The following is a 24085-nucleotide window of genomic DNA, read 5'->3' as shown; positions in this document are numbered from 1 at the left end:
CAATTTTACCCCGAATAAAGCTATCTAATTTACGAAAAATTAAACAGTTTGAATAGCTTTCATTGCAGTCATCGCTTTACGTAATCTCTTACCCACGATTTCTACTTCATGATTTCTTAAAATTTCATTTACCTGTACTAATTTGATGTTATCTACTGACCCATCTTTTCCTTCATTGAAGTTCTTTCCAACAACATCTGTGTCGATTTTCTTCATGAAATCTTGTAATAATGGCTTACATGCCTGATCAAATAAATAACAACCATATTCAGCTGTATCAGAAATTACACGATTCATTTCAAATAATTTCTTACGAGCAATAGTATTTGCAATTAATGGAGTTTCGTGCAATGATTCATAGTAAGCAGACTCTGGTTTAATACCAGCTTCAACCATGGTTTCAAAAGCTAGTTCAACACCTGCTCTAACGAAAGCAACCATTAATAAATAGTTGTCAAAATATTCTTGTTCTGAGATTTTTACATCACCAGCTGGAGTTTTCTCAAATGCTGTTTCACCTGTCTCTGCTCTCCATTTCAAAAGGTTTGCATCGCCATTTGCCCAGTCTTCCATCATCGTCTTGCTAAATTCACCTGACATGATATCGTCTTGGTGTTTTTGGAATAATGGACGCATGATATCTTTCAATTCTTCTGACAATTCAAAAGCTTTGATTTTTGCAGGATTGCTCAAGCGATCCATCATACCGCTTACACCACCATGTTTCAACGCTTCTGTAATTACTTCAACACCATATTGAACCAATTTAGAAGCATAACCTGCATCAATTCCTTTTTCTACCATTTTATCAAATGAAAGAATCGATCCTGTTTGCAACAAACCACAAAGGATAGTTTGCTCACCCATTAAGTCAGATTTAACCTCTGCTACGAATGATGATTTCAATACCCCAGCACGGTCACCACCTGTTCCGGCACAGTATGCTTTTGCTTCTGCCCATCCTTTACCTTGAGGGTCATTCTCTGGGTGAACCGCGATTAAGGTCGGAACACCAAATCCTCTTAGGTATTCTGCACGAACCTCAGAACCTGGACATTTTGGAGCTACCATGATAACGGTAATATCCGGACGGATTTGCATACCTTCTTCCACGATGTTGAATCCATGTGAATAGGATAGGGTAGCACCTTCTTTCATCAATGGCATAACGGCATTGATTACTGAAGTATGTTGTTTATCTGGTGTCAAGTTGATAACAAGATCTGCCGAAGGAATTAACTCTTCGTAAGTTCCAACTTTGAAATTGTTGTCAGTTGCATTTTTCCAAGAATCTCTTTTTTGTTCAATAGCTTCTTTACGTAATGCATAAGATACGTCCAATCCGCTATCTCTCAAGTTTAAACCTTGGTTCAAGCCTTGCGCTCCACAACCTACGACTACGATTTTTTTACCTTTTAGAGCTTCAACGCCTTCATTGAATTCCGATGAATCCATGAATTCTGCAACGCCTAATTGATCTAATTGCTCTCTAAGAGGTAATGTGTTGAAATAATTTGCCATTGTAATACTGATTAAATATTTTTTTCGATTAAGGTTTCTTACTATTTGTTGTTGATTATTCTTTTTTGTGCTGTGGCATAGCCGTAGTGCAGGTTATCATGACCCACTGAGGTAATCAATACGTCCTCGATGCTGTTCAGGCTTGCTCCGTAGGTAGCCGTTTCATAAGGAGTTGTGTTTTTAAAGACACCCGCATTGTAATCTGCTTCAATTGCTTGAATCGAACGCAAAGCGATTTCCTTTAAATCATCAACTTCCTCTTGGCTAACATAATATGTTGGCTTTGTGCCTTTCGCATAGGCATCAACATATTTTACCCAACTTACTCCTTCGCGGATTCCAGTACGGGTATAGCTCAATGTTTGAGTACTCACTACGATATGACCAAAATTCCAAATGATGTTATTATTGAATCCTTCTGGAATTTCGTTCAATTGGTCCAGCGACAATTCATCAATTAATCTGATAAAGGCTTTACGACCGTCGATAATGAATTTGAAGACTTTCTCCATTTGTATTATCCTTCTTTTATAGGCTCATTGAAAGAAATTCTATTGCCAAAGGGGTCAATTACTTGAACGCAATAGCAATTATTGAATGTTTCCTCAAAGCCGGGTTTATTGTATTTATAATTCTTTTGAATCAATTCCTCATGATAGCCTTTTAACTCTTTGCAATACACAAAAGCTTGGCTACCTGGAGTGGCATCGCCATGGTGTTCACTCAAGTGGAGGGTCAATCCCTTCCCAGATACTTGCATGTAGATCGGTGCTTGATCATCAAATCGATGTTCCCAATCAATTTGTAAACCAAGCCAGTCGATGTAAAACTCGACTGCCTTGTTATAATCAAATATTCTGAAAATCGGGATAACCTGTTCTACTTGCATGCATTTGAATTACATGGTGAAAACATCGTCGCGTTGATCCAAATACTCGTTCTCTACGATATCTGGAGCAGGCTCATTGATCTCAAATTGTTTCAGTTTCGTATGGAAACCAGCACTGTCTTTAATGATGGCAATGCGGGCACCACGCACAAACTCGATTAAGCTGTACTTGCTCAACTCTTCAGTCAGTCTGTCGATTTCTTCACGATGACCAGCTGTTTCAAAAACAATATAATCATTCCGGATCACAACCACATTTGCTCCGTATTGACGCAATAGGCGCTCTACCAATACTTTCTCTGCGATAGCCTCTGCTGGCACCTTGTACAAGGCTTGTTCTTGCCAGATCAACTCATCATTTGTGTTGAAATATGCTTTTAAGACCTCTACTTGTTTTTCTACCTGACGGCATAATTTGCGCACTACTTCTTCTGATTCTGTAATCAAAATCGTGAAGCGGTGAATTCCATCCACCTCAGAAGGAGAGGTGTTTAAACTTTCGATGTTGATTTTACGTCTTGAAAATATCCCAGATATACGGCCTATCATCCCGATAGAATTCTCTGTATAGATGGTTATGGTATATTCTTGTTTTTCCATGATTACTTCAATCTAATTTCTGACACACTAGTTCCTTGCGCTACCATTGGGAATACATTGTTCTCTTTACCTACCATTACTTCCAATAGGTATGAGCCATCATGATCCAACATGGTCTGAAGAGCATTTTTCAAATCCTTACGCTCTGAGATTTTATTTCCATCGATATAATATCCTTTCGCCACCGCCACGAAGTCAGGGCTGGTGATATTTACGAAGGAATATCTTCTGTCGTGGAATAATTGTTGCCATTGGCGAACCATTCCCAAGAACTCATTGTTCAGGATCAAGATTTTTACTTTCGCGCCGAACTGCATGATGGTTCCCAATTCCTGGATGGTCATCTGAATTCCACCATCTCCAATAATGGCTACAACATCACGGTGTGGAGCACCATACCAAGCACCAATTGCTGCTGGTAAACCAAATCCCATAGTTCCTAATCCACCTGATGTTACACTTGATTTGGAACTGTTGAACTTCGCATAGCGACAAGTTACCATCTGATGTTGACCAACATCCGTTACGATTACTGCATCGCCTCCTGTAAGCTCATTTAATACCTTGATCACCTCACCCATGGTCATGATATCAGTCGTAGGGTTCAATTCATCTTGGATTACTTCTTTGATTTCCTCTTTTTCCAATTCTCTAAATTGTCCTAACCATTCAGCATGGTCTCCTTTTTCGATCAATTCAGTAAGCATTGGAAGAGTTTCCTTACAGTCTCCCCAAACAGGGAAATGTGCTTTGACATTCTTGTCGATTTCCGCAGGGTCAATGTCCAGGTGAACAACCTGAGCTTGTTTCGCATATTTATCCAAACGTCCAGTCACGCGGTCATCGAAACGCATTCCGATTGCGATCAAGACATCACATTCATTGGTCATCACGTTTGGTGCATAGTTACCATGCATTCCTAGCATCCCTACATGTAGTGGATGGTTGGTTTCCAAAGCGCTTAATCCCATAACAGTGGATGCAGATGGAATTCCCGCTTTCTCAATAAAAGTTTTGAATTCCTCTTCAGCCTTACCTAAAATAACACCTTGACCAAATAATATAAATGGCTTCTTAGCCCCATTGATTGCTTTGGCAGCAGCTTCGATATATTCCTTACGGATGATCGGAGCAGGACGATAACTACGAACATGCTTACAAGATTCATATCCATGGTAATCGAATAATTGAAGCTGGGCATTCTTGGTAATATCAATTAATACTGGCCCCGGTCTTCCGGTGCTAGCGATATAAAAAGCTTTAGCTAATACACTTGGAATTTCATTGGCATCAGTTACCTGGTAGTTCCATTTGGTTACTGGGGTTGTGATGTTAATGACATCGGTTTCTTGAAAAGCGTCGGTTCCCAGAAGTGAAGCAAAGACCTGTCCGGTAATACAGACAATAGGGTTACTGTCAATCATTGCGTCAGCCAAACCTGTGACTAGGTTTGTAGCACCCGGACCGCTTGTTGCAAAAGCCACACCCACACGTCCTGATGTACGTGCGTATCCTTGTGCAGCATGAATTCCACCCTGTTCGTGACGTACTAAAATATGCTTCAACTGATCCATGTAATCATACAATGCATCATAAATCGGCATAATAGCACCCCCTGGATACCCGAATACGGTATCCACTCCCTCGTGGATTAAGGCCTCCATCACAGCCTGCGAACCGCTAATCTGCGTTCCAGCTGCCTTAGTCGTGGTTTCCTTTGTTTCCGTTTTTTCAAGTGTACTCATTATTAATAGTATTTATTTGATTAGATGTTAGATCTGTGATATGAGATTTGAGATAGTAAATCTCATATCAATTCTCTTTCATCAATTAGTTTTATTAATCATTAATTGGTCTTCTCAATTCTTGTTATACTAGGCGTTTAATCTCCCCTTTGATATCTCAAATCTCAAATCTCAATTCTAGTATCTAATTTCTACATATCCGTCACACATCCTTGCGATGCGTTGGCTACGGATTTTGCGTATTTGTAAAGAACTCCTTTGCTTACTTTAAGAGCTGGTTGTTGCCATGCTGCTTTGCGGTTTGCGATTTCTTCTTCGGAGACCTGGAGGTTGATGCTGTTGTTGACAGCGTCGATTTCGATGATATCATCGTCCTGTACCAGTCCGATTAAGCCACCTTCATATGCTTCCGGTGTGATATGACCTACTACGAAGCCGTGAGTTCCTCCGGAGAAACGACCGTCTGTAATCAAGGCTACAGAACTTCCTAAACCTGCACCAATGATCAATGAGGTAGGTTTCAACATTTCAGGCATTCCTGGAGCTCCTTTAGGACCTTCATTCTTGATAACAACGACATCACCCTTCTTAATTCTTCCAGTTTCAAGGCCTTTTACCAAATCATGCTCTCCATCAAATACACGCGCAGGACCAGTGAATTTCTCACCTTCCTTACCAGAAATCTTTGCCACAGAACCTTGCTCTGCTAAATTTCCATAAAGGATCTGAAGGTGTCCAGTCGCTTTGATTGGATCATCCAACTTATGGATGATAGGTTGATTGTAGTCAATGATAGATTTTACATTCGCTAGGTTCTCAGCAACAGTCTTACCAGTTACTGTGATACAGTCGCCATGTAACAATCCTTCATCCAATAAATATTTCATTACTGCAGGAATACCACCATACTGATGTAAGTCTTGCATTAAGAATTTGCCCGAAGGTTTAAAGTCTGCCAATACCGGAGTTTCATCCGACATACGTTGGAAGTCATCTGGCGTAACATCGACGTCAACAGATTTTCCCATGGCAATAAAATGCAATACTGCATTTGTAGAACCTCCTAAGATTACGATGATACGCATCGCATTTTCGAAGGCTTTACGAGTCATGATATCGGAAGGCTTAATGTCGTTTTCCAAAAGGATACGCATGTATTTACCAACCTCTAAACATTCCTCTTGCTTTTCTTTAGAAACAGCAGGGTTTGAAGAGGAGTAAGGTAAGCTCATTCCCATTGCTTCAATTGCCGAAGCCATGGTGTTAGCAGTATACATACCACCACATGCACCTGCTCCCGGACAAGTATGACGAATCACGCCATCATAATCCTCGTCAGATATTGTTCCGGCGATTTTCTTACCTAGGGCTTCAAATGCGGATACAATATTTAATTCTTCACCTTTATAATGACCTGGCGCAATTGTTCCGCCATATACCATAATTGCAGGACGGTTTAATCTTCCCATCGCCATAATAGCGCCTGGCATGTTTTTATCACAACCTGGAATGGCAACTACTCCATCATAATATTGACCACCACAAATGGTTTCAATACTATCCGCAATCACGTCACGGGATACCAAGGAATAACGCATTCCATCAGTACCATTGCTCATTCCATCACTAACACCAATAGTTCCAAAAGTTAATCCCACTAAGTCACTGTTCCAAATACCTTTTTTGACGACCTGTGCTAGGTCATTCAGGTGCATGTTACAGGTGTTACCGTCGTAGCCCATGCTCGCGATACCCACTTGCGCCTTTTCCATATCTGCATCGGTCAAACCGATACCATATAACATGGCCTTTGCAGCTGGTTGTGTCTCATCTTGTGTAAAGATGCGGCTGTACTTGTTGATTCCCTTTTGGTTATCAGATGATGACTTCATAATTCTCTTGCTCTAATACTAAGTTTTTATATTTTCTTTGGATAGATGCGCCGATACTGTCTTCCCATTCTTCAGGGAATACAACATCGTCGATTTGTTTGATTCCTATAATTCCTGCAGCAGTCCCGCTTAAAAAGGCGCTGTCAGCTTGATAAATATCTTTGATACTAATTCTCTTTTCGATGATTTCGAAATTCAAACGCTTACAGATGTCAATTACTGTTGCCCGTGTAATCCCCGGGAAGATGTTTCCCAATGGCGGGGTGTAAATTTTAAAATCCTTTTCGATAAATAAATTCTCACTTGAAGCTTGTGCAACAAATCCATCTTGGTCTAATAGCAAAGCCTCATCAAATCCTTTTTGGATAGCATCGCTTGTCGCCAGGATAGAATTGATATACTGACCTGAAACCTTAGCATCGATTGGGAAGGACTTCGGATTAGGGCGTTCAATTCTGGAGATATTCACCTTTAATAGGTTTTGACCTAAATAAGGTCCCCATTCCCAGGCAGCGATCATAATATTTGCAGATTCTGATGCTGTCAAGTGCATATTGGATCCCGAATAGATTAAAGGACGGATATAGGCAGACCTCAAATTATTTGCTTCCAGGAGTTCATACGTCTTTTCGATCAACTCTCTGTTGTCCCATCGATAGGGAAGACCAATTGCTTTACAAGAATGCTGTAAGCGGTCGAAATGTTCTTCAGCCTTAAAGATCCGAGTTCCATTGTGCGTGCTGTATGCACGAAGACCTTCGAAGGCACCATAGCCATAGTGTAATGACTGTCCGAACATATCAACGCCAGCATTATTTGCTTTCACAAATTCTCCATTTAAATAGATAAGTGTGTTTTGATTGTAATACTGCATAATAACCTGCTGAATTTGTTGTAATACTTGTTCGAAAAAATATCGTTTAGGATTCCCTTCTTTCTGTTTTGTTAAGTTAGCTCGAATTAAAATTCTTTACAATAGCCCCAGAATTTTTTTTGATAAAGTTTTTTATTTCGAATAATCGCAATGGTAAAAATTTTATTTTGTAACAATGCGTAATTTTAGTGTTTATATTTTGTGGTCAGTAGACTAAAATTAAAATTGGTATATTCTCATAATTTTCAAATTTTTAGTGAACTGTCCAAATTTCTTCTTAAAATGGACTTTTATCACAAATAAGTTGCAAAAAAATAGCCCTTAGAACTTGAAGTTTTAAGGGCTACTTTATCGTAATATTTTGTTTATCTATTCTTCCGCAATTCCTTCTGCTAAAACGATGATATTGTTGTCCTTTACTTCTACTACACCACCTTTAATAATAATGACATGTTCATCATTATTATTTTTAATAATGACTTTACCATCTTCTAGCGTAGACACAATAGCCGCGTGGTCTTTCAGAATCTGAAAAGAACCCGCCGATCCCGGAACTGTAACTGCTGTTACATCACCTTCGTAAGCTAATTTGTCTGGAGTTATGATTGTTAATTTCATATTTGAATTTAGATGTGAGATTTGAGATGTGAGATTTGAGACCTAAGCTTAAAACATGAGACTTTTGCGTTGTGCAAAAATCTCATATCTCATGTCTAATATCTCATATCTAACATTAAACTGCTTCTGCTAATAGTTTTTTACCTTTCTCGATAGCGTCTTCGATTGAACCTACCAAGTTGAAAGATGCTTCTGGGTATTCATCTACTTCACCATCGATGATCATGTTGAATCCTTTGATAGTGTCTTTGATGTCTACTAAACAACCTTTCAAACCTGTAAATTGCTCTGCTACGTGGAATGGTTGTGATAAGAAACGTTGTACACGACGTGCGCGGTGTACTGTTAACTTATCTTCTTCAGATAATTCGTCCATACCTAAGATGGCGATGATATCTTGAAGTTCTTTATAACGTTGAAGAATTTCTTTTACGCGTTGTGCTGTATTGTAGTGCTCATCACCTAATACTGTTGGAGAAAGGATACGTGAAGTAGAATCCAATGGATCCACTGCAGGATAGATACCTAACTCAGAGATTTTACGTGATAATACTGTTGTTGCATCTAAGTGGGCGAAAGTTGTTGCCGGCGCAGGGTCAGTCAAGTCATCCGCAGGTACGTATACCGCTTGTACAGATGTGATTGATCCATTCTTTGTTGAAGTAATACGCTCTTGCATTAAACCCATCTCTGTTGCTAGAGTAGGTTGGTAACCTACTGCTGAAGGCATACGACCTAATAATGCCGATACTTCAGAACCCGCTTGTGTAAAACGGAAGATGTTATCAATAAAGAATAAGATATCACGACCTTGTCCTTCACCATCTCCATCACGGAAGTATTCTGCAATTGTTAATCCAGATAACGCAACACGAGCACGTGCACCTGGAGGCTCATTCATCTGTCCGAATACGAATGTACATTTAGACTCTTTCATTAACTCTAAATCTACAGTGTCCAAAGGCCATTGACCTTTTTCCATTTCTTCCATGAATTTATCACCGTATTTGATAATGCCTGACTCCAACATCTCACGAAGTAAATCGTTTCCTTCACGAGTACGCTCGCCAACACCAGCAAATACAGAAAGACCACCGTGTCCTTTTGCAATGTTGTTGATTAATTCCTGAATCAATACCGTCTTACCAACACCAGCACCACCGAATAATCCAATTTTACCACCTTTTGCATAAGGCTCTAATAAATCGATTACTTTGATACCTGTAAATAATACCTCAGTTTCAGTCGATAAGTCTTCAAATTTTGGAGGTACGTTGTGAATAGGACGACCATTCTCCTTGTTTAAAGCTTGAATACCGTCAATTGGATCTCCAACAACGTTAAATACACGACCTTTGATCTCTTCACCAATAGGCATTTTGATCGGAGCACCAGTATCAACTACCTTCATGCCACGAACTAAACCTTCGGTAGCATCCATTGCAATCGTACGAACTCGTTCCTCACCTAAGTGCTGTTGAACCTCTAATATAACGCGTTGTCCATTGTCTTTCTCAATGATCAAGGCATCATAAATCTTAGGAAGATTTTCATTGTCGGCAAAGTTGACGTCAACCACTGGGCCGATAATCTGCGCTATTTTACCAATATTGGGCATATTATAGGGACTAAAATTTATTAATCAATTTAAATACAGACCGTTTTACTACCTGTATTTTGGAATGCAAAAATAAGTTTTATCTTATTAAAACCAAAAAGGATATGCATATTTAATTTTAATTTTTTTTAATAGCCCCAATTTCCCCCAAATTCCTTATTTATTTCCGCCTCCTATTTATCTCCTATTCCCCATGTAAACATTCTTATTCGCTACATCTGAACATATTAACCCCCAGATAATGAAACGTTCTAAAAATTGTAGAATTCCCTATACCTTATTATTATGTAATAGTCAAAACTTCCGATTTTAAGGAATTTCCGATTTTCAGTGAGTTTATCTGTTTATTACCTTTCAATTATTAACCTAATTCCTTAGTTTCGTGACAGACTAAATACCTAATTATATGAAATACTGGATCATGATGCTGCTCCTTGGCGGCATGCCATTCTTTGTGCATGCGCAATGGAATTATCCGAAATTCGACGCCTTATCTAAACAAATTCAAGAGGTATCTTCCAACAAACTCGTAGAAAGATCTTCCATTGGCAAATCCTTTGGAAATGAAGATATCCCCCTGATAAAAATTCAAAATGGTAAAACAGCAAAACCTACCTTATTAATTGTTGCTGGTGCAGATGGGAAACATCCTGCCGGAGTGATTAATTCCATCAATGTAGCCAAGCAAATACTTGCACTACCTGCTGATCAGTTAAATGATCTATTGGCCAATAAATCTATTTGGATTGTTCCTGTTCTGAATGTAGATGCCTATATAAGGAATTCAAATTCGGCGAATTTAAATTCTGGAAATGGTAGAACTATCGATAATGACCGTGATGGTCGTGTTGATGAGGACCCTGATGTGGATTTAAATAATGATGGCATAATTTCTCAAATGCGTATCAAGACTCCAGCAGGACCTTATAAAACCCATGCCATCAATCCTGATTACCTATTGCTGGCGGAAAGAAATAAAGGTGAATCGGGCACTTATGAATTATATGCGGAAGGTCGGGATGCCGATCAGGATGGTGCATTTTCCGAGGATGGTAAATCCGGTGTGAATATCGATCGGAATTTTACTTTCGATTATCCGTTTTTCGAACCAGAATCGGGCGACTATGCTGCTTCAGAACCTGAAACAAGAGCTTTGATTGATCTAATCTTTAACAATCCACAAATTGCTGCGGTATTACATTTTGGTCTTCAAAACAATCTTTCTGTAGCAGAACAATTTGATCAAAATAAAGCTTCTCAAAGAATTACCAGATCTTGGACCAATAATGACGCCCAAGTATCTGCATTCGTAAGTAAAATCTACAATGATGCGGTGAAGCCATTGGGGGAAGCTCCTAAAATGGCAGCAGGAAAAGGAAACTTAAGTCCGACTATCTATTATCATACTGGTAAATTTAGTTTTGTAACTCCATCTTGGTGGATTCCAAGTATTTCAGATACCACTAAAAATAATAATGTAAAAGTGCCAGCAACCAATGGCGCCGATCGATTCGTGAATTGGGTAAGAAATCAAGGAATCCAAGGCGCAATCCTACCCTGGACAAAAGTGAATCACCCTGATTTTCCAAATCAAGAAGTGGAAGTTGGGGGAGCGGTAGACCGTTTCGTTAATAACCCCCCAGTTGAGCTGTTGGAAAATTCAGCCAAGCTGCACAGCAATTTTGTAGTTGAATTGACCCGTTCTCTTGCCAGCCTAGAATTCTCAAGCCCGAAAGTGACCAACTTGGGTGATGATATTTATCGCATTGAAGTCAAGGTTTTTAATACAGGAGCAATGCCGGTCTATCCTGAAATTGCCGATAAAATCAAGCATGTTTCCAAAATGAAGTCCATTATGGAATTGCAGAAAGGGCAATCATTTTTAAGTGGTAAACGCTTGCAGCTTTACCCAACCTTGCAAGCCGGAGCATCCAATACCTTCTCTTGGTTAGTAAAAGGAAAAGGTAAAGTACAATTGACTGTTGGATGTCCTACAGCCGGAGAGAAAACACTTGATATTAACCTTTAAAAACCTGCTAAGAAATGAGATTATCTTATAAAATATTATCGCTTGCCTTAGCACTGAGTGTTACGGCAGCATTTGCCCAAAAGAAAAATGACGATGTCAGCAAAGAGATTGCTGGCCTTCGTGCCATCGGTTCACCTTCCAATCCGAAAGTTCAAATGAACTGGAGCCGGTACCATGACCTGAAACAAATGGAGCAGTTCTACAAGGATTTGCAAAAAGCATATCCTAACCTGATTAAATATGAATCCATTGGCAAGAGCTTTGAAGGTCGGGATATATTCGTTTTAACCGTGACTGATTTTAATTCAGGAAAACCTGAGCGTAAACCAGCCATGTGGATTGATGGTAATATTCATGCCAACGAACTTCAAGGTTCTGAAATCTCCATGTACACCGCGTGGTATTTATTGGAGAACTATAATACGGTGCCTTTTATTAAGGAATTGCTGAAAGATAAGGTGTTCTATATTGCACCTACCATCAATCCGGATTCTCGAGAATATTTTATTTATCAGCCGAATACCATGCACTCTTCTCGTACTGGTCGTCGACCGTTTGACAATGATGGTGACGGTTTAGTGGCTGAGGATTTATATGATGATTTGGACGGGGATGGCGAAATCGTTATGATGCGTCGTAAGTCCAAAACTGGCAGGTACAAGGTCGACCCGGAAAACCCAAACCGTATGCTGATGGTCAAACCCGGTGAAGTAGGTGAATATGAGATGTTAGGTTTTGAAGGAATAGATAATGATGGCGACGGATTGGTGAATGAAGATATTACGGGAACCTATGATCCAAACCGTGATTGGGGATGGAACTGGCAACCAAACTATGTGCAAGGAGGCGCTTTATATTATCCAGGCACCTTGCCGGAGACGCAGGCCGTAAAGAAATTTGTCTATGCCCATCCTAACATTGCTGGGGCACAATCCTATCATAATTATGGCGGTATGATCCTTCGAGGTCCAGGGGCTGCCGATGATGAAAGATTCTATTCGAGAAAAGATGTTCAGGTATATGATGCCTTGGGTAAGACAGGTGAAAAAATGTTGCCTGGATATGATTACATCGTCATCCATAAAGATCTATACACCGTATTTGGTGGCGAGATTGACTTTTTAGCCTTAACCCGTGGAATATTTACCTTTTCCAATGAATTGATGACGACCTATAAATTGTTCAATGATAAAGGGGAAGGTGGATTACGGAATAGTGATGAATATTATGAGTTTGATAAATTGCTGATGTTTGGGGATGCCTATGTGCCATGGAAAGAATTCGATCATCCTCAATATGGAAAGATAGAAATTGGTGGAGCCAAGAAAAACTATACCCGAAACCATCCTGGTTTCTTATTGATGGAGGATGCCCACCGAAATGCAGCATTTACCATTTATCATGCCTACCATATGCCAAAGTTGGAGGTGATGGAATCCAGTATCAAGCCTTTGGGCGGAAACCTTTATGAGGTGAATGCCACCATTTGGAATACTAGGATTGTCCCAACACACTCGGATCATGATGTAAGACATAAGATCGAACGTCCCAATCATATCCGATTGGAAGGTGCTCAGGTGGTAACCGGCATGCAAGTCCTGAATTCGGACTTCAATGAAACCGTCGAACAGAAATATCAACCACAGACGATAGAAGTTCCAACCATTGATGGCATGAGCTCGGTGAAGGTACGCTGGATCGTAAAAGGAAATCCTAATTCAGCGAAGCTTATTGTGGATAGCCCTAAAGGAGGGTATCTGGAGTATAACCTGAAAGATGCGGCAGGTAAATCTTAAAACGCTATCGGGTTTTTGAAACGTATTGTAGGGGCATATTGCATATGCCCCTTTATTATTTTGTGGTTTTTATTGGTCTTATTGGGTGTTGGAATTGCATGGAGGGCGTATGTGATACGCCCTTTATATTATATTTTATTCTAATACTAGAGCAACTTTGGGTTAACTCTGCATTCTACCAGATTTTCATCGGATCTCCTTCTCAGATCTCTCGGACCTTGTTCGGATTTTTTCGGCTGATGTCCGAAGAAGGTCCGAAGAAGGTCCGGGGAAAGTGCGATAGTAGGCATAATTAATACCATATTAATTATGGTGGAGGGTAGAATATGTTCCCCAAAAAAAAGAGGCTGTACTTTCAAGTACAGCCTCGCTAAGATTTATCTTTTTGATACAATAAATAGGGTATCTATTGCATGCTTATTTTATTAAGAATTTCTTTTCAATTGCTCGTCCAATAATTGGCGTTTCAATTGTTGTTCACGTTCCATAGATTTTTTTCTCAGGGTTTGTAACTCTTCCTGAAGTTCATCTACGGTATGTTTACTTTCATCGGTATCCACTTTAGCTTTTCTAAATGCTGCTAAAATTCCAAATAATGCAACGGCAAGGACGATGATAATCACCCATACCATGGTATGGTAGGAGCTTTTTGAAAATTGAATGCCTAGAAAAGAGATGCTATCCGTTTTCTGTTGTTCAGTTTCTAAAGCGGTACTTAGGTTTTTTACCGAATCTTGAAGGCTTTGAATACTACCTTCTGAGGAAGAAGCGTCACCTTTTAATCCCGAGATTTGTTTTTTGTAAATGCTCAATGAATCTTTAACATTTTGACGAATAATATCCAGGTTCGTTTTGCGGATAATTTTGAAGTCTTTGTCCTGATTTCGTGATTGCAGGTTCAAGTAGACGAACTGGCTGTCTAATGGAGCTGTTTTTAATTTTTGTTGTAGGGTTTGTCCAAATAGTGAGGTGCTAAATACCCAACACATTAGAATAAGTGATAATAATCGCATAGTATAAGGTGTGTTTCTTGCTTTTCATGTCAAGTTTAGCAATTTAATTAGAATTACAAAAGAAATTCTAAAAATTGATTGCAGAATATCGGAATCGCTTTATTTGATTAACCTTAAGTTAATAATTATTTATTCTTCCACTCCAGTTCGGGATAGAATTTTATAATATCCACGTTCAAAAGTTCAAACTCTTTCATCATTTGTAAAATACTTAGGGTTTTACTAAAAAGGTTGAAACATTCCTGAATTCTTGTTTCAAGATTGGTAAAAGTTGTTAGGAATTAGAGGATTAAGATAATTTCGTTAATTTTATCTTGATTATAAACTTAAGGGCATAGCGAAAATTATTACCAAAAGATATTTTATCAAAGTGATGATTTCAAGTTGATTATTTGGTTGTCCTTAATTCTAAGAATTTATTTATTCCCAATAGGGAGCTAATGCAAAAAAAGATATGATTGATAAAACAGTATCTAATGCGCAAGAGGCAATTTCCGGAATCGAAGATGGCATGTGTATTTCTTTGGGTGGCTTTGGATTGTGTGGAATTCCTGAGAATTTAATTGCGGCATTACTGGAGAAAGGGGTCAGGAATTTGACCTGTATTAGTAATAATGCGGGTGTTGATGATTTTGGGTTGGGTTTGTTATTGCAGAAGAAGCAGATCAAGAAAATGATTGCTTCCTACGTAGGTGAGAATGCGGAGTTTGAACGGCAGATGTTAAGTGGGGAGTTGGAGGTTGATTTGGTTCCTCAGGGCACATTGGCGACGCGTTTGATGGCTGGTGGATACGGTTTACCGGTAATTTTCACACCTGCTGGTGTGGGGACTGAGGTAGCTGAAGGCAAGGAAGTACGCAAGTTTACTTTCCATGGCGTTGAAAAGGATTATTTGATGGAATATGCCTTTGAGCCAGATTATGCTTTTGTGAAGGCTTGGAAAGGCGATACAGCTGGGAATCTGGTTTATCGCGGGACCGCTCAGAATTTTAACCATGCGGTTGCGATGTGTGGAAAAATCACCATTGCCGAGGTGGAAGAGTTGGTTGAAGTTGGGGAGTTAGATCCCAATTACATCCATACTCCGGGGATTTTTGTGAATAAAATCTTCCAAGGCGAGAAATATGAAAAAAGAATCGAACAAAGAACAGTAAGAAATAGAGAAAAAAATGAATAAAAAAGTATATATCGTTGCTGCAAAGAGAACCCCAATGGGGAGTTTTGGATCTTCCTTGGCTACTGTGTCAGCAACAGATTTAGGAGCTACCGTAATAAAAGCATTATTAGCAGATATTAAATTGGAACTGCACCATATTGACGAGGTTTATATGGGCTCAGTTCTACAAGCCAATTTAGGTCAAGCTCCGGCGAGACAAGCTTCTAAAAAATCAGGTATTCCGGATCGCGTACCAGCGACCACTATCAATAAGGTATGTGCCAGTGGGATGAAAGCAATTTCCATTGGGGTACAACAAATTCTTTTGGGAGATGCCCATGTTGTTGTAGCTGGCGGTATGGAAAACATGAGTCAAGTACCATACTATGATGCAGCTGCAAGATGGGGGGCCAAATATGGCGATCAGAAATTGACAGATGGAATTCAGAAAGATGGATTGACTGATGTTTATTCAGATCAAGCGATGGGTAATTGTGGTGAGTTATGTGCTGAAAAGTATGAGATCAGCCGGGCTGATCAGGATGAATATGCGATTCAATCCTATACCCGAAGTAAAATCGCTTGGGAAAGTGGAAAATTTAAAAATGAGGTTATTCCTGTGGAGGTAAAATCTCGCAAAGGAACGGTGGTCGTTGATGAGGATGAGGAATACAAAAACATCAATTTTGAAAAGGTTTCTCAATTAAGGGCATCGTTCAAAACTGATGGAACCATTACAGCTGCCAATGCATCCACCTTGAGTGATGGTGCTGCTGCTGTGATCCTGATGAGTGAAGAAAAGGTCAATGAATTAGGCATAAAACCATTGGCGGAAATTATTGCGTATGCAGATGCGGAACAATCTCCAGAATGGTTTACGACGACTCCTGCTGCTGCAACTCAAAAGGTATTGCAGAAAGCTGGGTTGACCATTGATGAAATTGATTATTTTGAGTTCAATGAGGCTTTTTCGGTAGTAGCATTGGCGAATGCCAAACTATTGGATATTTCTTCGGAGCAAATGAATATATATGGTGGAGCGGTAGCCTTGGGACATCCTCTAGGTTGTTCTGGTGCGAGAATCATCGTGACATTAAATAGTGTTTTACATCAAGAAGGCGGACAATTGGGACTTGCAGCAATATGTAATGGTGGGGGTGGAGCAAGTGCCATGATTCTGAAGAAAATGCCATAAGGCTTTTCTGATGGATTCAGGTATTCTTGGTATAATAGAATTACTTTCAATAAATTTTGATATATGTTAGATAAATATGGCATAGCAAAAAGGATTGCTAAAGAAATTAAAGATGGCTATTATGTTAATCTAGGAATCGGGATTCCCACTTTGGTGGCGAATTATATTCCGGATAATATCAATGTTGTCTTACAGAGTGAGAATGGATTATTAGGAATGGGGCCTTTTCCCTATGATGGGGAGGAGGATGCTGATTATATTAATGCTGGTAAGCAAACGATAACCACATTGCCGGGTTCCGCATTTTTTGATTCAGCGATGAGCTTTGGCATGATTCGTTCTCGAAAGATTGACTTGACCATTTTAGGTGCGATGGAAGTTTCGGAAAATGGGGATATTGCAAACTGGAAGATTCCCGGGAAAATGGTAAAAGGCATGGGTGGTGCAATGGATTTGGTGGCAAGTGCAGAGAATATTATTGTTGCGATGCAGCATGTGAATAAAGCTGGAGAATCCAAATTATTGCCGAGTTGTACCTTGCCCTTAACAGGGGTAAAATGTGTTAAGAAAATCGTCACTGAACTTGGTGTTTTTGAGGTAATGCTAACAGGAGGTTTCAAAGTCTTGGAGCTTCATGATGGAGTATCCTTGGATATGGTAAAACAGAGTACGGCAGGAAAACTATTTTACTAGGGCAGTGAAAAAGAAATGAAATATATGCATCAAAAGAAGCGGACTCCTGGTCCGCTTTTTTTATTTTTTTATTAAAAATATGGAGGTCTAATAAAAATTATATTTCGTGCTATTTCAGGTCGCGAATTGATTTATATTTTTTGATTGATTCCTGTGAAATTGGCTTTATTATCCCTAGAAAGAAGTTTTTGTTAACTGATTTTTCCTTTCCAAAATGAAGAATGTTTAAACTTATTTTTCTAAATTATGGAGGAATATTAACTGTTATGTGACATAAGTTACAAACAGCATGACAGTCCATAACAGTTGAATGAAAGAATTAAAATATCTTCGAAATAACTTATAACCTAAATCAATTTTAAGATCACGTATGAATGCACTAGCAGGAGTAATATTTCATTTTATTGGTGGCTTTGCGTCGGGTAGTTTTTACGTTCCATATAAGAAAGTAAAGGGCTGGTCATGGGAGGCGATGTGGATTTTAGGGGGATTATTTTCGTGGATAATCGTTCCACCTATTGCAGCCTGGCTGACCATTCCTAATTTTTGGGACATCATTGGCAATACCGATTCAAGCATCTTGGGTTATACCTTTTTATTTGGGATTCTTTGGGGAATTGGAGGCTTAACCTATGGTTTAGGGGTACGTTATCTAGGGGTCTCCTTAGGTAGTAGTGTGATCCTGGGCTTAAGTATGGTCTTTGGATCATTGATGCCCGCCATCTATTATTTTTTCAATAAAACCGCAGGTAAACATGGGATAGATTATTTCTTTACAGACAAGGCTGGGATTTGTGTGATGATAGGCTTAGTTGTTTGTATAGTAGGGATTTACCTTTGTGGAAAAGCAGGGGTTTTAAAAGAAAAGAATCTAGGTCAGCTATCTAGCGAAGCGAAGGCCGATTATAATTTTGGGCTTGGAATCGTGGTAGCCATTGTTTCAGGAGTATTGAGTGCCTGCTTCAATTTTGGTATTGAATCCGGGAAACCGATGGCAGAAGTTGCAAACCAACTTTGGAAATCTGCCAATCCAGGGCAAGGGGAGTTTTTATACCAAAATAATGTCACCTATATCGTGATTTTATGGGGTGGATTTACCACCAACTTTATCTGGTGTCTATACTTGTTGATGAAGCATAAAACCTTTGGAGATTATAGTAAGCCGGAAGTCCCATTAGCCAAGAACTTCTTGTTATGTGCTATAGCCGGCACGACCTGGTATTTACAATTCTTTTTCTATGGGATGGGCGAGAGCCGCTTAGGAAATGGTGCGAGTTCATGGATTCTACATATGGCATTTATCATTTTGATATCGAATGCTTGGGGAATCGCATTGAAGGAATGGAAGGGAGTAAGTAAACAAACATATACAGCAATTATTGCTGGGATAGTCACGATCATATTGTCGATATGTATTGTGGGATTTGCAAAAACATTAGAATCATAAACTAAATTCATATAACTGTGAGAACATACAAACACGTTAATTATTTATGGGACGATGAGTACGCTCAACAGCTTGCGGGTGATGAGGTAGCTCTATTATTATACCGTTCTAACATTTTAGGTTCGGATTTAAGGATTACCAATTATGGTGGTGGAAATACCTCCTGCAAGGTAATTGACAAAGATCCCTTGACAGGAGAAGAGGTAGAAGTTATGTGGATCAAGGGTTCTGGAGGAGATATTGGGACTTTGAAGAAGTCGGGTTTAGCGGCATTATATGTCGATAGGCTTCGAGATCTGGAGAAGGTTTACCGTGGGATTGAGCATGAAGATGAAATGGTGGAATTGTTCAACCATTGTATCTTTGATCTTGCTTCCAAGGCTCCGTCCATTGATACGCCATTACATGGGTTTTTACCATTTAAACATATAGATCATTTGCACCCCGATGCAGCCATTGCCATTGCTGCGGCAAAGGATGGAAAGAAAATTACGCAAGAACTTTTCAATGGAACCATTGGCTGGGTAGAATGGCAAAAACCAGGTTTCGATTTAGGTTTGCAATTGCGCGAATGCTTGGAGCAAAATCCAGGAATCCGTGGCATCATGCTTGGATCACATGGTTTATTTACTTGGGCTGATAATGCTAAAGATTGTTATATCAATTCTTTGGATGTCATTGAAGCTTGTGCAAATTACCTTGAGGAAAATTATGGAAAAAACAGAGCTGTTTTTGGTGGTCAGAAACTAGAAAGTTTAGACCCAAAAGGCAGACAAAGCCAAGCAGCGAAGATTGCTCCAATTTTGAGAGGGTTTTGTTCCAGTGAACGACATATGATCGGACATTTTACGGATGATCATCGTGTTTTGGAATATATCAATTCCAATGATCTAGAGAAATTGGCTCCTTTGGGAACAAGTTGTCCTGACCACTTCTTGAGAACCAAGATTCAACCTCTGATTTTGAACCTGGACAAAGATGAGGATCTAAGTGATGTAAAAGCATTAAAGGAAAAATTAGCACCGCTATTTGAAGATTACAGACAGATGTATACGGAATATTATGAAGCCTGTAAACATCCAAATAGTCCAGCAATCCGAGATCGTAATCCGGTAATCATAATTTATCCGGGAGTAGGGATGTTTGCTTTTGCAAAAGATAAACAAACCGCACGCGTGGCGGCAGAGTTTTATACGAATGCGATCAATGTGATGAAAGGCTCAGAGGCAGTAAGTGAATACACTTCATTGCCTAGACAAGAAGCATTTAATATTGAGTATTGGTTATTGGAGGAGGCGAAATTGCAAAGGATGCCGAAGCCGAAATCATTATCTGGCAAGATTGCCTTGATTACAGGTAGTGCTGGTGGAATTGGAAAAGCTATAGCGAAGAAATTTGCTGAAGAAGGAGCCGTCATCGTATTGAATGATTTAAATGCCGAACGATTAGCTGGAGCGAAGAAGGAGTTTGAGGCAGCATTTGGAATGGACAATGTGATTTCAGTACCTTTAGATGTAACCAATGAAGATCAAATCAAGGTCGCATTTGAAAAAGCATGTTTGAACTATGCAGGTATTGATATTGTTGTCAATAATGCGGGACTATCTATCTCCAAGTCAATCGAGGATCATACCGAAAAAGATATAGACTTGTTGTACGATGTTTTGGTGAAAGGGCAGTTATATGTTACCCAGCAAGCGGTTCATGTGATGAAATCACAAGGAGTTGCTGGCGATATCATTAACATCGTAAGTAAGAATGCCTTGGTTAGTGGTCCAAACAATGCCGGATACGGAAGTGCAAAAGCTGCTCAATTACATTTAAGTCGTTTGAATGCTGCAGAATTGGGACCGGATAAAATCCGGGTCAATGTTGTGAATCCGGATGCGGTCATTTCCGATAGTAATATTTGGGCTGGTGGCTGGGCTGAAGGTCGCGCAAAAGCTTACGGCGTAAAAGTAGAAGAATTACCTGCTTATTATGCAAAACGCACTTTATTAAATGAAGTCATCTTACCAGAAGATATAGCCAATGCATGTTTTGCATTTGTTGGCGGATTATTGAATAAATCAACTGGAAATGTATTGAATGTGGATGGCGGTGTTGCTATGGCCTTTGTTAGATAAGTTGGTTGCAAACAAAAAATGCAGATACGATGAGATTAGAGAGAGAACAGATTAACAAGCATAACAGTAAGTTGGAAAGTAAGCATCAGCGAGCTTTCCAATTCTTAAAAGAAGATTTACCGGGAATAGAGTCGGTAGTTTCGAAGCTGGAGAAATTTCAAATTGCGATTCCTAGTTGGGCATTAGGTACAGGTGGGACTCGTTTTGGAAGGTTTTCTGGCCGTGGAGAACCGGGGACTTTAGAAGAGAAAATTGAAGATGTAGGCTTATTGCATGCCTTGAACAGATCAAGTGGTGCTATATCCTTACATATTCCTTGGGATATCCCTCAAGATGCCCAAAAAATAAAAGACTTAGCAGCTTCATTCGATTTAAAATTTGATGCGGTAAATTCAAATACCTTTCAAGATCAGAAAGATCAAGAGCTAAGTTATAAGCATGGATCATTGCATCATGTGGATCCAAAGGTTCGAAAACAAGCTGTAGAACATAATAAGGAAGTGATAGATCATGGGATTGCCTTAGGCTCCAAGGCTTTGACAGTCTGGTTAGCTGATGGATCATCCTTTCCGGGGCAACTTAACTTCCGAGAAGCTTTTCAGAATACTTTGGAGAGTTTGAAAGAAATTTATGCCCATCTTCCAGAGGATTGGAAGCTATTCGTTGAATACAAAGCCTTTGAACCTTTTTTCTACTCCATGACGATTGGAGATTGGGGGCAATCCTTATTATTGGCTAGTAAATTAGGACCGAAAGCTTATACCTTGGTAGACTTAGGACATCATTTACCCAATGCAAATATTGAGCAGATTGTTTCTTTGTTATTGATGGAAGGCAAATTAGGCGGTTTTCATTTTAACGACAGCAAATATGCCGATGATGATCTAACTGCCGGTGCGATCAAACCTTATCAATTGTTCTTGATTTTTAATGAATTGGTAGAAGGAATGGATGCTCGGGGAATGGACCATGTCAGTGATTTAGGTTGGATGATTGATGCCTCGCATAATCTAAAGGATCCTTTGGTCGACTTATTACAATCGGTAGAAGCGATTATGATCGCTTATGCACAGGCATTATTGGTCGATCGGGAAGCATTAAAGGCAGCGCAAAAGCAAAATGATATTGTCAAAGCGCAGAATATTTTACAAAATGCTTTTCGGACAGATGTTCGACCGATTGTTGCCGAGGCAAGACTTCGTGCCGGTGCAGCCTTAGATCCATTGCAGTTGTTTGAGGATTTATCAGTTCGTGATCAATTAGTAAAAGAAAGAGGAGAGAATTCAGTGGCTACTGGATTATAGCGTAAATAAATGGGACAAAAAAAGCGTATACCTGTTGTTGCCATTTTTGATGTTGGCAAAACCAATAAGAAGTTGTTTCTATTTGATGAGCACTATCAAATTGTATTTGAGAAATCGGCTCGCTTTTTAGAAACAGTGGATGAGGATGGTGATCCCTGTGAGAATATTGAGAGCCTTCGGCTTTCCGTATTTGATTCCCTACATGAGATTTTCAGGAAAACGGAGTACGAGGTTAAGGCAATCAATTTTACGGCCTATGGCGCTAGTTTTGTCCTAATCCGGGAAGATGGCCAACCCTTGACGCCATTATATAATTATCTCAAGGAATATCCACAGGCATTGAAAGATGAGCTGCATAATCAGTATGGTGGATTAGAGCAATTTAGCTTGGATACAGCCTCCCCAGATTTAGGGAGTTTGAATTCAGGCTTACAACTATATCGCGTAAAAAAAGAAAGACCATCGGTATTTGCCGAAATACATAGTGCCTTACATTTGCCCCAATATTTAAGTTTCTTATTATCGGGAAAATTATATTCGGATCAAACGAGTATAGGATGTCATACGGCACTTTGGGATTATAATAAACAGGCTTATCATCAATGGGTGAAAGATACGGGGGTTGAAGAAAAGTTGGCTCCAATAGTACAGGCCGATGAGGTATTTGCGGCAAATTTTCCTGGCAGTACATTTCTGATAGGATCTGGTTTACATGACAGTTCCTCCGCTCTGATTCCCTATTTGTTGAATTTTCATGAACCATTTGTTCTAATTTCAACAGGAACCTGGTGTATCTCCTTAAACCCATTCAACCATGATTCTTTAACCAAATCTGAATTGGAGCAGGATTGTTTGTTTTACCTTTCTTATGCGGGGGATCCAGTGAAGGCATCCCGATTATTCGCAGGGAATGAGCATGATGTACAGACCAAAAGGATTGCTGATCATTTTGGGGTGACGACGGCGAAGTTCCGGAATATGGAAATTGATTGGAGCATGATTGATACATTAAGTAAGGATGTCCTATCCGATGAGTTATCTGCATTTTCAAAAATTGATTTGAGCAGATTTGCGGATTATAAAGAGGCCTATCATTCGTTTATGTTGCATTTGGTGAAGTCTCAGGTCAAATCGACCAATTTAATTATGAAGTCAGGATCAGTAAGCAGGGTTTTTGTGGATGGAGGATTTAGTAAGAATTCTATCTACATGAATTTACTGGCTAGGGAATATCCGGAAGTGGAGGTTTATGCTGCTTCGATGGCCCAAGCTACGGCGGTAGGTGCGGCCTTAGTCATCCATAAACATTGGAATTCCTTACCTGTTCCGAATAACCTGATTGAACTCCGATTTTATAGAGCATAGAAGAATTTTCAATTTCATATTTAGTTAATAATAAAAATAAAAAAGTTACACAACAGTGTAGCTTTTTTTTGTGTGCTAAAATCCCGAGAAATTGAATTTTGGTTAATTGATTTAGCAAGGCTGAATGGATGATTTTGTTCAAGAAATTTAGTCAACAAACCTAGTCAGGATAGTGCAGGACGCATATTAATAAGGTTAAGTCTA

General features: G+C 39.4%; 19 protein-coding genes. 9 read left to right on the top strand and 10 right to left on the bottom strand.

What is annotated here, in order from left to right:
* Positions 1 to 39 precede the first annotated feature (39 nt).
* The 9 genes from ilvC to atpD form a co-directional block, all read right to left on the bottom strand.
* Positions 40 to 1521, bottom strand: a complete 1482-nt coding sequence (gene ilvC / locus ACF3OC_RS15805) for a ketol-acid reductoisomerase (RefSeq protein ID WP_094257810.1) — start codon at positions 1519 to 1521, stop codon at positions 40 to 42.
* A 41-nt stretch (positions 1522 to 1562) separates the two neighbouring features.
* Positions 1563 to 2033 (bottom strand): DinB family protein, encoded by a 471-nt coding sequence (locus ACF3OC_RS15800; protein WP_392469818.1) that lies wholly within the window; start codon positions 2031 to 2033, stop codon positions 1563 to 1565.
* Between the two features lie 5 nt (positions 2034 to 2038).
* Positions 2039 to 2410, bottom strand: coding sequence for a glyoxalase superfamily protein (locus ACF3OC_RS15795; RefSeq protein WP_392469815.1), 372 nt, complete (start codon positions 2408 to 2410; stop codon positions 2039 to 2041).
* A gap of 9 nt (positions 2411 to 2419) precedes the next feature.
* The gene (gene ilvN / locus ACF3OC_RS15790; RefSeq protein ID WP_094257807.1) at positions 2420 to 3010 is read right to left on the bottom strand and encodes an acetolactate synthase small subunit; all 591 of its coding nucleotides are present in this window, start codon (positions 3008 to 3010) and stop codon (positions 2420 to 2422) included.
* A 2-nt stretch (positions 3011 to 3012) separates the two neighbouring features.
* Positions 3013 to 4755, bottom strand: a complete 1743-nt coding sequence (ilvB, locus tag ACF3OC_RS15785; protein ID WP_392469813.1) for a biosynthetic-type acetolactate synthase large subunit — start codon at positions 4753 to 4755, stop codon at positions 3013 to 3015.
* A gap of 191 nt (positions 4756 to 4946) precedes the next feature.
* Positions 4947 to 6647 carry a dihydroxy-acid dehydratase gene (ilvD, locus tag ACF3OC_RS15780; RefSeq protein ID WP_392469811.1) on the bottom strand — a complete coding sequence of 567 codons (1701 nt, stop codon included), beginning with the start codon at positions 6645 to 6647 and terminating at the stop codon, positions 4947 to 4949.
* The gene (locus ACF3OC_RS15775) at positions 6631 to 7521 is read right to left on the bottom strand and encodes a branched-chain amino acid transaminase (protein ID WP_094257804.1); all 891 of its coding nucleotides are present in this window, start codon (positions 7519 to 7521) and stop codon (positions 6631 to 6633) included. The genes ilvD and ACF3OC_RS15775 overlap by 17 nt, the downstream gene beginning before the upstream one ends.
* A 369-nt stretch (positions 7522 to 7890) precedes the next feature.
* Positions 7891 to 8139, bottom strand: coding sequence for an ATP synthase F1 subunit epsilon (atpC, locus tag ACF3OC_RS15770; protein ID WP_094257803.1), 249 nt, complete (start codon positions 8137 to 8139; stop codon positions 7891 to 7893).
* A 115-nt stretch (positions 8140 to 8254) separates the two neighbouring features.
* A complete protein-coding gene (gene atpD / locus ACF3OC_RS15765; RefSeq protein ID WP_094257802.1) occupies positions 8255 to 9757 on the bottom strand; it encodes a F0F1 ATP synthase subunit beta in 1503 nt (500 codons plus the stop codon).
* 406 nt (positions 9758 to 10163) lie between these two features.
* On the opposite strand from atpD, the gene ACF3OC_RS15760 reads away from it, so the two are divergent.
* Complete coding sequence (locus tag ACF3OC_RS15760; protein ID WP_392469809.1) at positions 10164 to 11786, top strand: M14 family zinc carboxypeptidase; 1623 nt, start codon at positions 10164 to 10166, stop codon at positions 11784 to 11786.
* Between the two features lie 14 nt (positions 11787 to 11800).
* A complete protein-coding gene (locus tag ACF3OC_RS15755) occupies positions 11801 to 13582 on the top strand; it encodes a M14 family metallopeptidase (RefSeq protein WP_392469807.1) in 1782 nt (593 codons plus the stop codon).
* Between the two features lie 425 nt (positions 13583 to 14007).
* On the opposite strand, the gene ACF3OC_RS15750 is transcribed toward ACF3OC_RS15755, so the two are convergent.
* Positions 14008 to 14571 (bottom strand): hypothetical protein, encoded by a 564-nt coding sequence (locus tag ACF3OC_RS15750; protein ID WP_392469804.1) that lies wholly within the window; start codon positions 14569 to 14571, stop codon positions 14008 to 14010.
* Positions 14572 to 15049: 478 nt separating this feature from the next.
* Here ACF3OC_RS15750 and ACF3OC_RS15745 point away from each other — a divergent pair, with 478 nt between their 5' ends.
* From ACF3OC_RS15745 to ACF3OC_RS15715, 7 genes are all read left to right on the top strand, one after another.
* Positions 15050 to 15772, top strand: a complete 723-nt coding sequence (locus ACF3OC_RS15745) for a CoA transferase subunit A (protein WP_392469802.1) — start codon at positions 15050 to 15052, stop codon at positions 15770 to 15772.
* Entirely contained in the window at positions 15765 to 16946 is a 1182-nt protein-coding gene (locus ACF3OC_RS15740) for a thiolase family protein (RefSeq protein ID WP_392469799.1), read from the top strand. Before ACF3OC_RS15745 ends, ACF3OC_RS15740 begins: the two co-directional genes overlap by 8 nt.
* 63 nt (positions 16947 to 17009) lie before the next feature.
* Complete coding sequence (locus tag ACF3OC_RS15735) at positions 17010 to 17639, top strand: 3-oxoacid CoA-transferase subunit B (protein WP_392469798.1); 630 nt, start codon at positions 17010 to 17012, stop codon at positions 17637 to 17639.
* A gap of 370 nt (positions 17640 to 18009) precedes the next feature.
* Positions 18010 to 19086 carry an L-rhamnose/proton symporter RhaT gene (gene rhaT / locus ACF3OC_RS15730; protein ID WP_392469796.1) on the top strand — a complete coding sequence of 359 codons (1077 nt, stop codon included), beginning with the start codon at positions 18010 to 18012 and terminating at the stop codon, positions 19084 to 19086.
* Positions 19087 to 19103: 17 nt separating this feature from the next.
* A complete protein-coding gene (locus ACF3OC_RS15725) occupies positions 19104 to 21212 on the top strand; it encodes a bifunctional aldolase/short-chain dehydrogenase (RefSeq protein ID WP_392469795.1) in 2109 nt (702 codons plus the stop codon).
* Between the two features lie 29 nt (positions 21213 to 21241).
* Positions 21242 to 22516, top strand: coding sequence for a TIM barrel protein (locus ACF3OC_RS15720; protein WP_392469794.1), 1275 nt, complete (start codon positions 21242 to 21244; stop codon positions 22514 to 22516).
* A gap of 9 nt (positions 22517 to 22525) precedes the next feature.
* A complete protein-coding gene (locus ACF3OC_RS15715) occupies positions 22526 to 23881 on the top strand; it encodes an FGGY-family carbohydrate kinase (RefSeq protein ID WP_392469793.1) in 1356 nt (451 codons plus the stop codon).
* Positions 23882 to 24085 lie beyond the last annotated feature (204 nt).

The organism is Sphingobacterium cellulitidis, assembly GCF_043187465.1.
Taxonomy (GTDB): Bacteria; Bacteroidota; Bacteroidia; order Sphingobacteriales; family Sphingobacteriaceae; genus Sphingobacterium; species Sphingobacterium cellulitidis.
The sequence above is the reverse complement of the archived record's forward strand: the minus strand, read 5'-3'. Positions and strand labels throughout refer to the sequence as shown.

Excerpts from the sequence above, each read along its gene's own strand:
- ACF3OC_RS15775 (WP_094257804.1), bottom strand. The coding sequence starts at position 7,521 with ATGCAGTATTACAATCAAAACACACTTATCTATTTAAATGGAGAATTT.
- ACF3OC_RS15800 (WP_392469818.1), bottom strand. The coding sequence starts at position 2,033 with ATGGAGAAAGTCTTCAAATTCATTATCGACGGTCGTAAAGCCTTTATC.
- atpD (WP_094257802.1), bottom strand. The coding sequence starts at position 9,757 with ATGCCCAATATTGGTAAAATAGCGCAGATTATCGGCCCAGTGGTTGAC.
- ACF3OC_RS15745 (WP_392469802.1), top strand. The coding sequence starts at position 15,050 with ATGATTGATAAAACAGTATCTAATGCGCAAGAGGCAATTTCCGGAATC.
- ACF3OC_RS15720 (WP_392469794.1), top strand. The coding sequence starts at position 21,242 with ATGAGATTAGAGAGAGAACAGATTAACAAGCATAACAGTAAGTTGGAA.
- atpC (WP_094257803.1), bottom strand. The coding sequence starts at position 8,139 with ATGAAATTAACAATCATAACTCCAGACAAATTAGCTTACGAAGGTGAT.
- ACF3OC_RS15795 (WP_392469815.1), bottom strand. The coding sequence starts at position 2,410 with ATGCAAGTAGAACAGGTTATCCCGATTTTCAGAATATTTGATTATAAC.
- ilvB (WP_392469813.1), bottom strand. The coding sequence starts at position 4,755 with ATGAGTACACTTGAAAAAACGGAAACAAAGGAAACCACGACTAAGGCA.
- ACF3OC_RS15715 (WP_392469793.1), top strand. The coding sequence starts at position 22,526 with ATGGGACAAAAAAAGCGTATACCTGTTGTTGCCATTTTTGATGTTGGC.
- ilvN (WP_094257807.1), bottom strand. The coding sequence starts at position 3,010 with ATGGAAAAACAAGAATATACCATAACCATCTATACAGAGAATTCTATC.
- ACF3OC_RS15735 (WP_392469798.1), top strand. The coding sequence starts at position 17,010 with ATGTTAGATAAATATGGCATAGCAAAAAGGATTGCTAAAGAAATTAAA.
- ilvD (WP_392469811.1), bottom strand. The coding sequence starts at position 6,647 with ATGAAGTCATCATCTGATAACCAAAAGGGAATCAACAAGTACAGCCGC.
- rhaT (WP_392469796.1), top strand. The coding sequence starts at position 18,010 with ATGAATGCACTAGCAGGAGTAATATTTCATTTTATTGGTGGCTTTGCG.
- ACF3OC_RS15755 (WP_392469807.1), top strand. The coding sequence starts at position 11,801 with ATGAGATTATCTTATAAAATATTATCGCTTGCCTTAGCACTGAGTGTT.
- ACF3OC_RS15760 (WP_392469809.1), top strand. The coding sequence starts at position 10,164 with ATGAAATACTGGATCATGATGCTGCTCCTTGGCGGCATGCCATTCTTT.
- ACF3OC_RS15750 (WP_392469804.1), bottom strand. The coding sequence starts at position 14,571 with ATGTGTTGGGTATTTAGCACCTCACTATTTGGACAAACCCTACAACAA.
- ACF3OC_RS15740 (WP_392469799.1), top strand. The coding sequence starts at position 15,765 with ATGAATAAAAAAGTATATATCGTTGCTGCAAAGAGAACCCCAATGGGG.
- ilvC (WP_094257810.1), bottom strand. The coding sequence starts at position 1,521 with ATGGCAAATTATTTCAACACATTACCTCTTAGAGAGCAATTAGATCAA.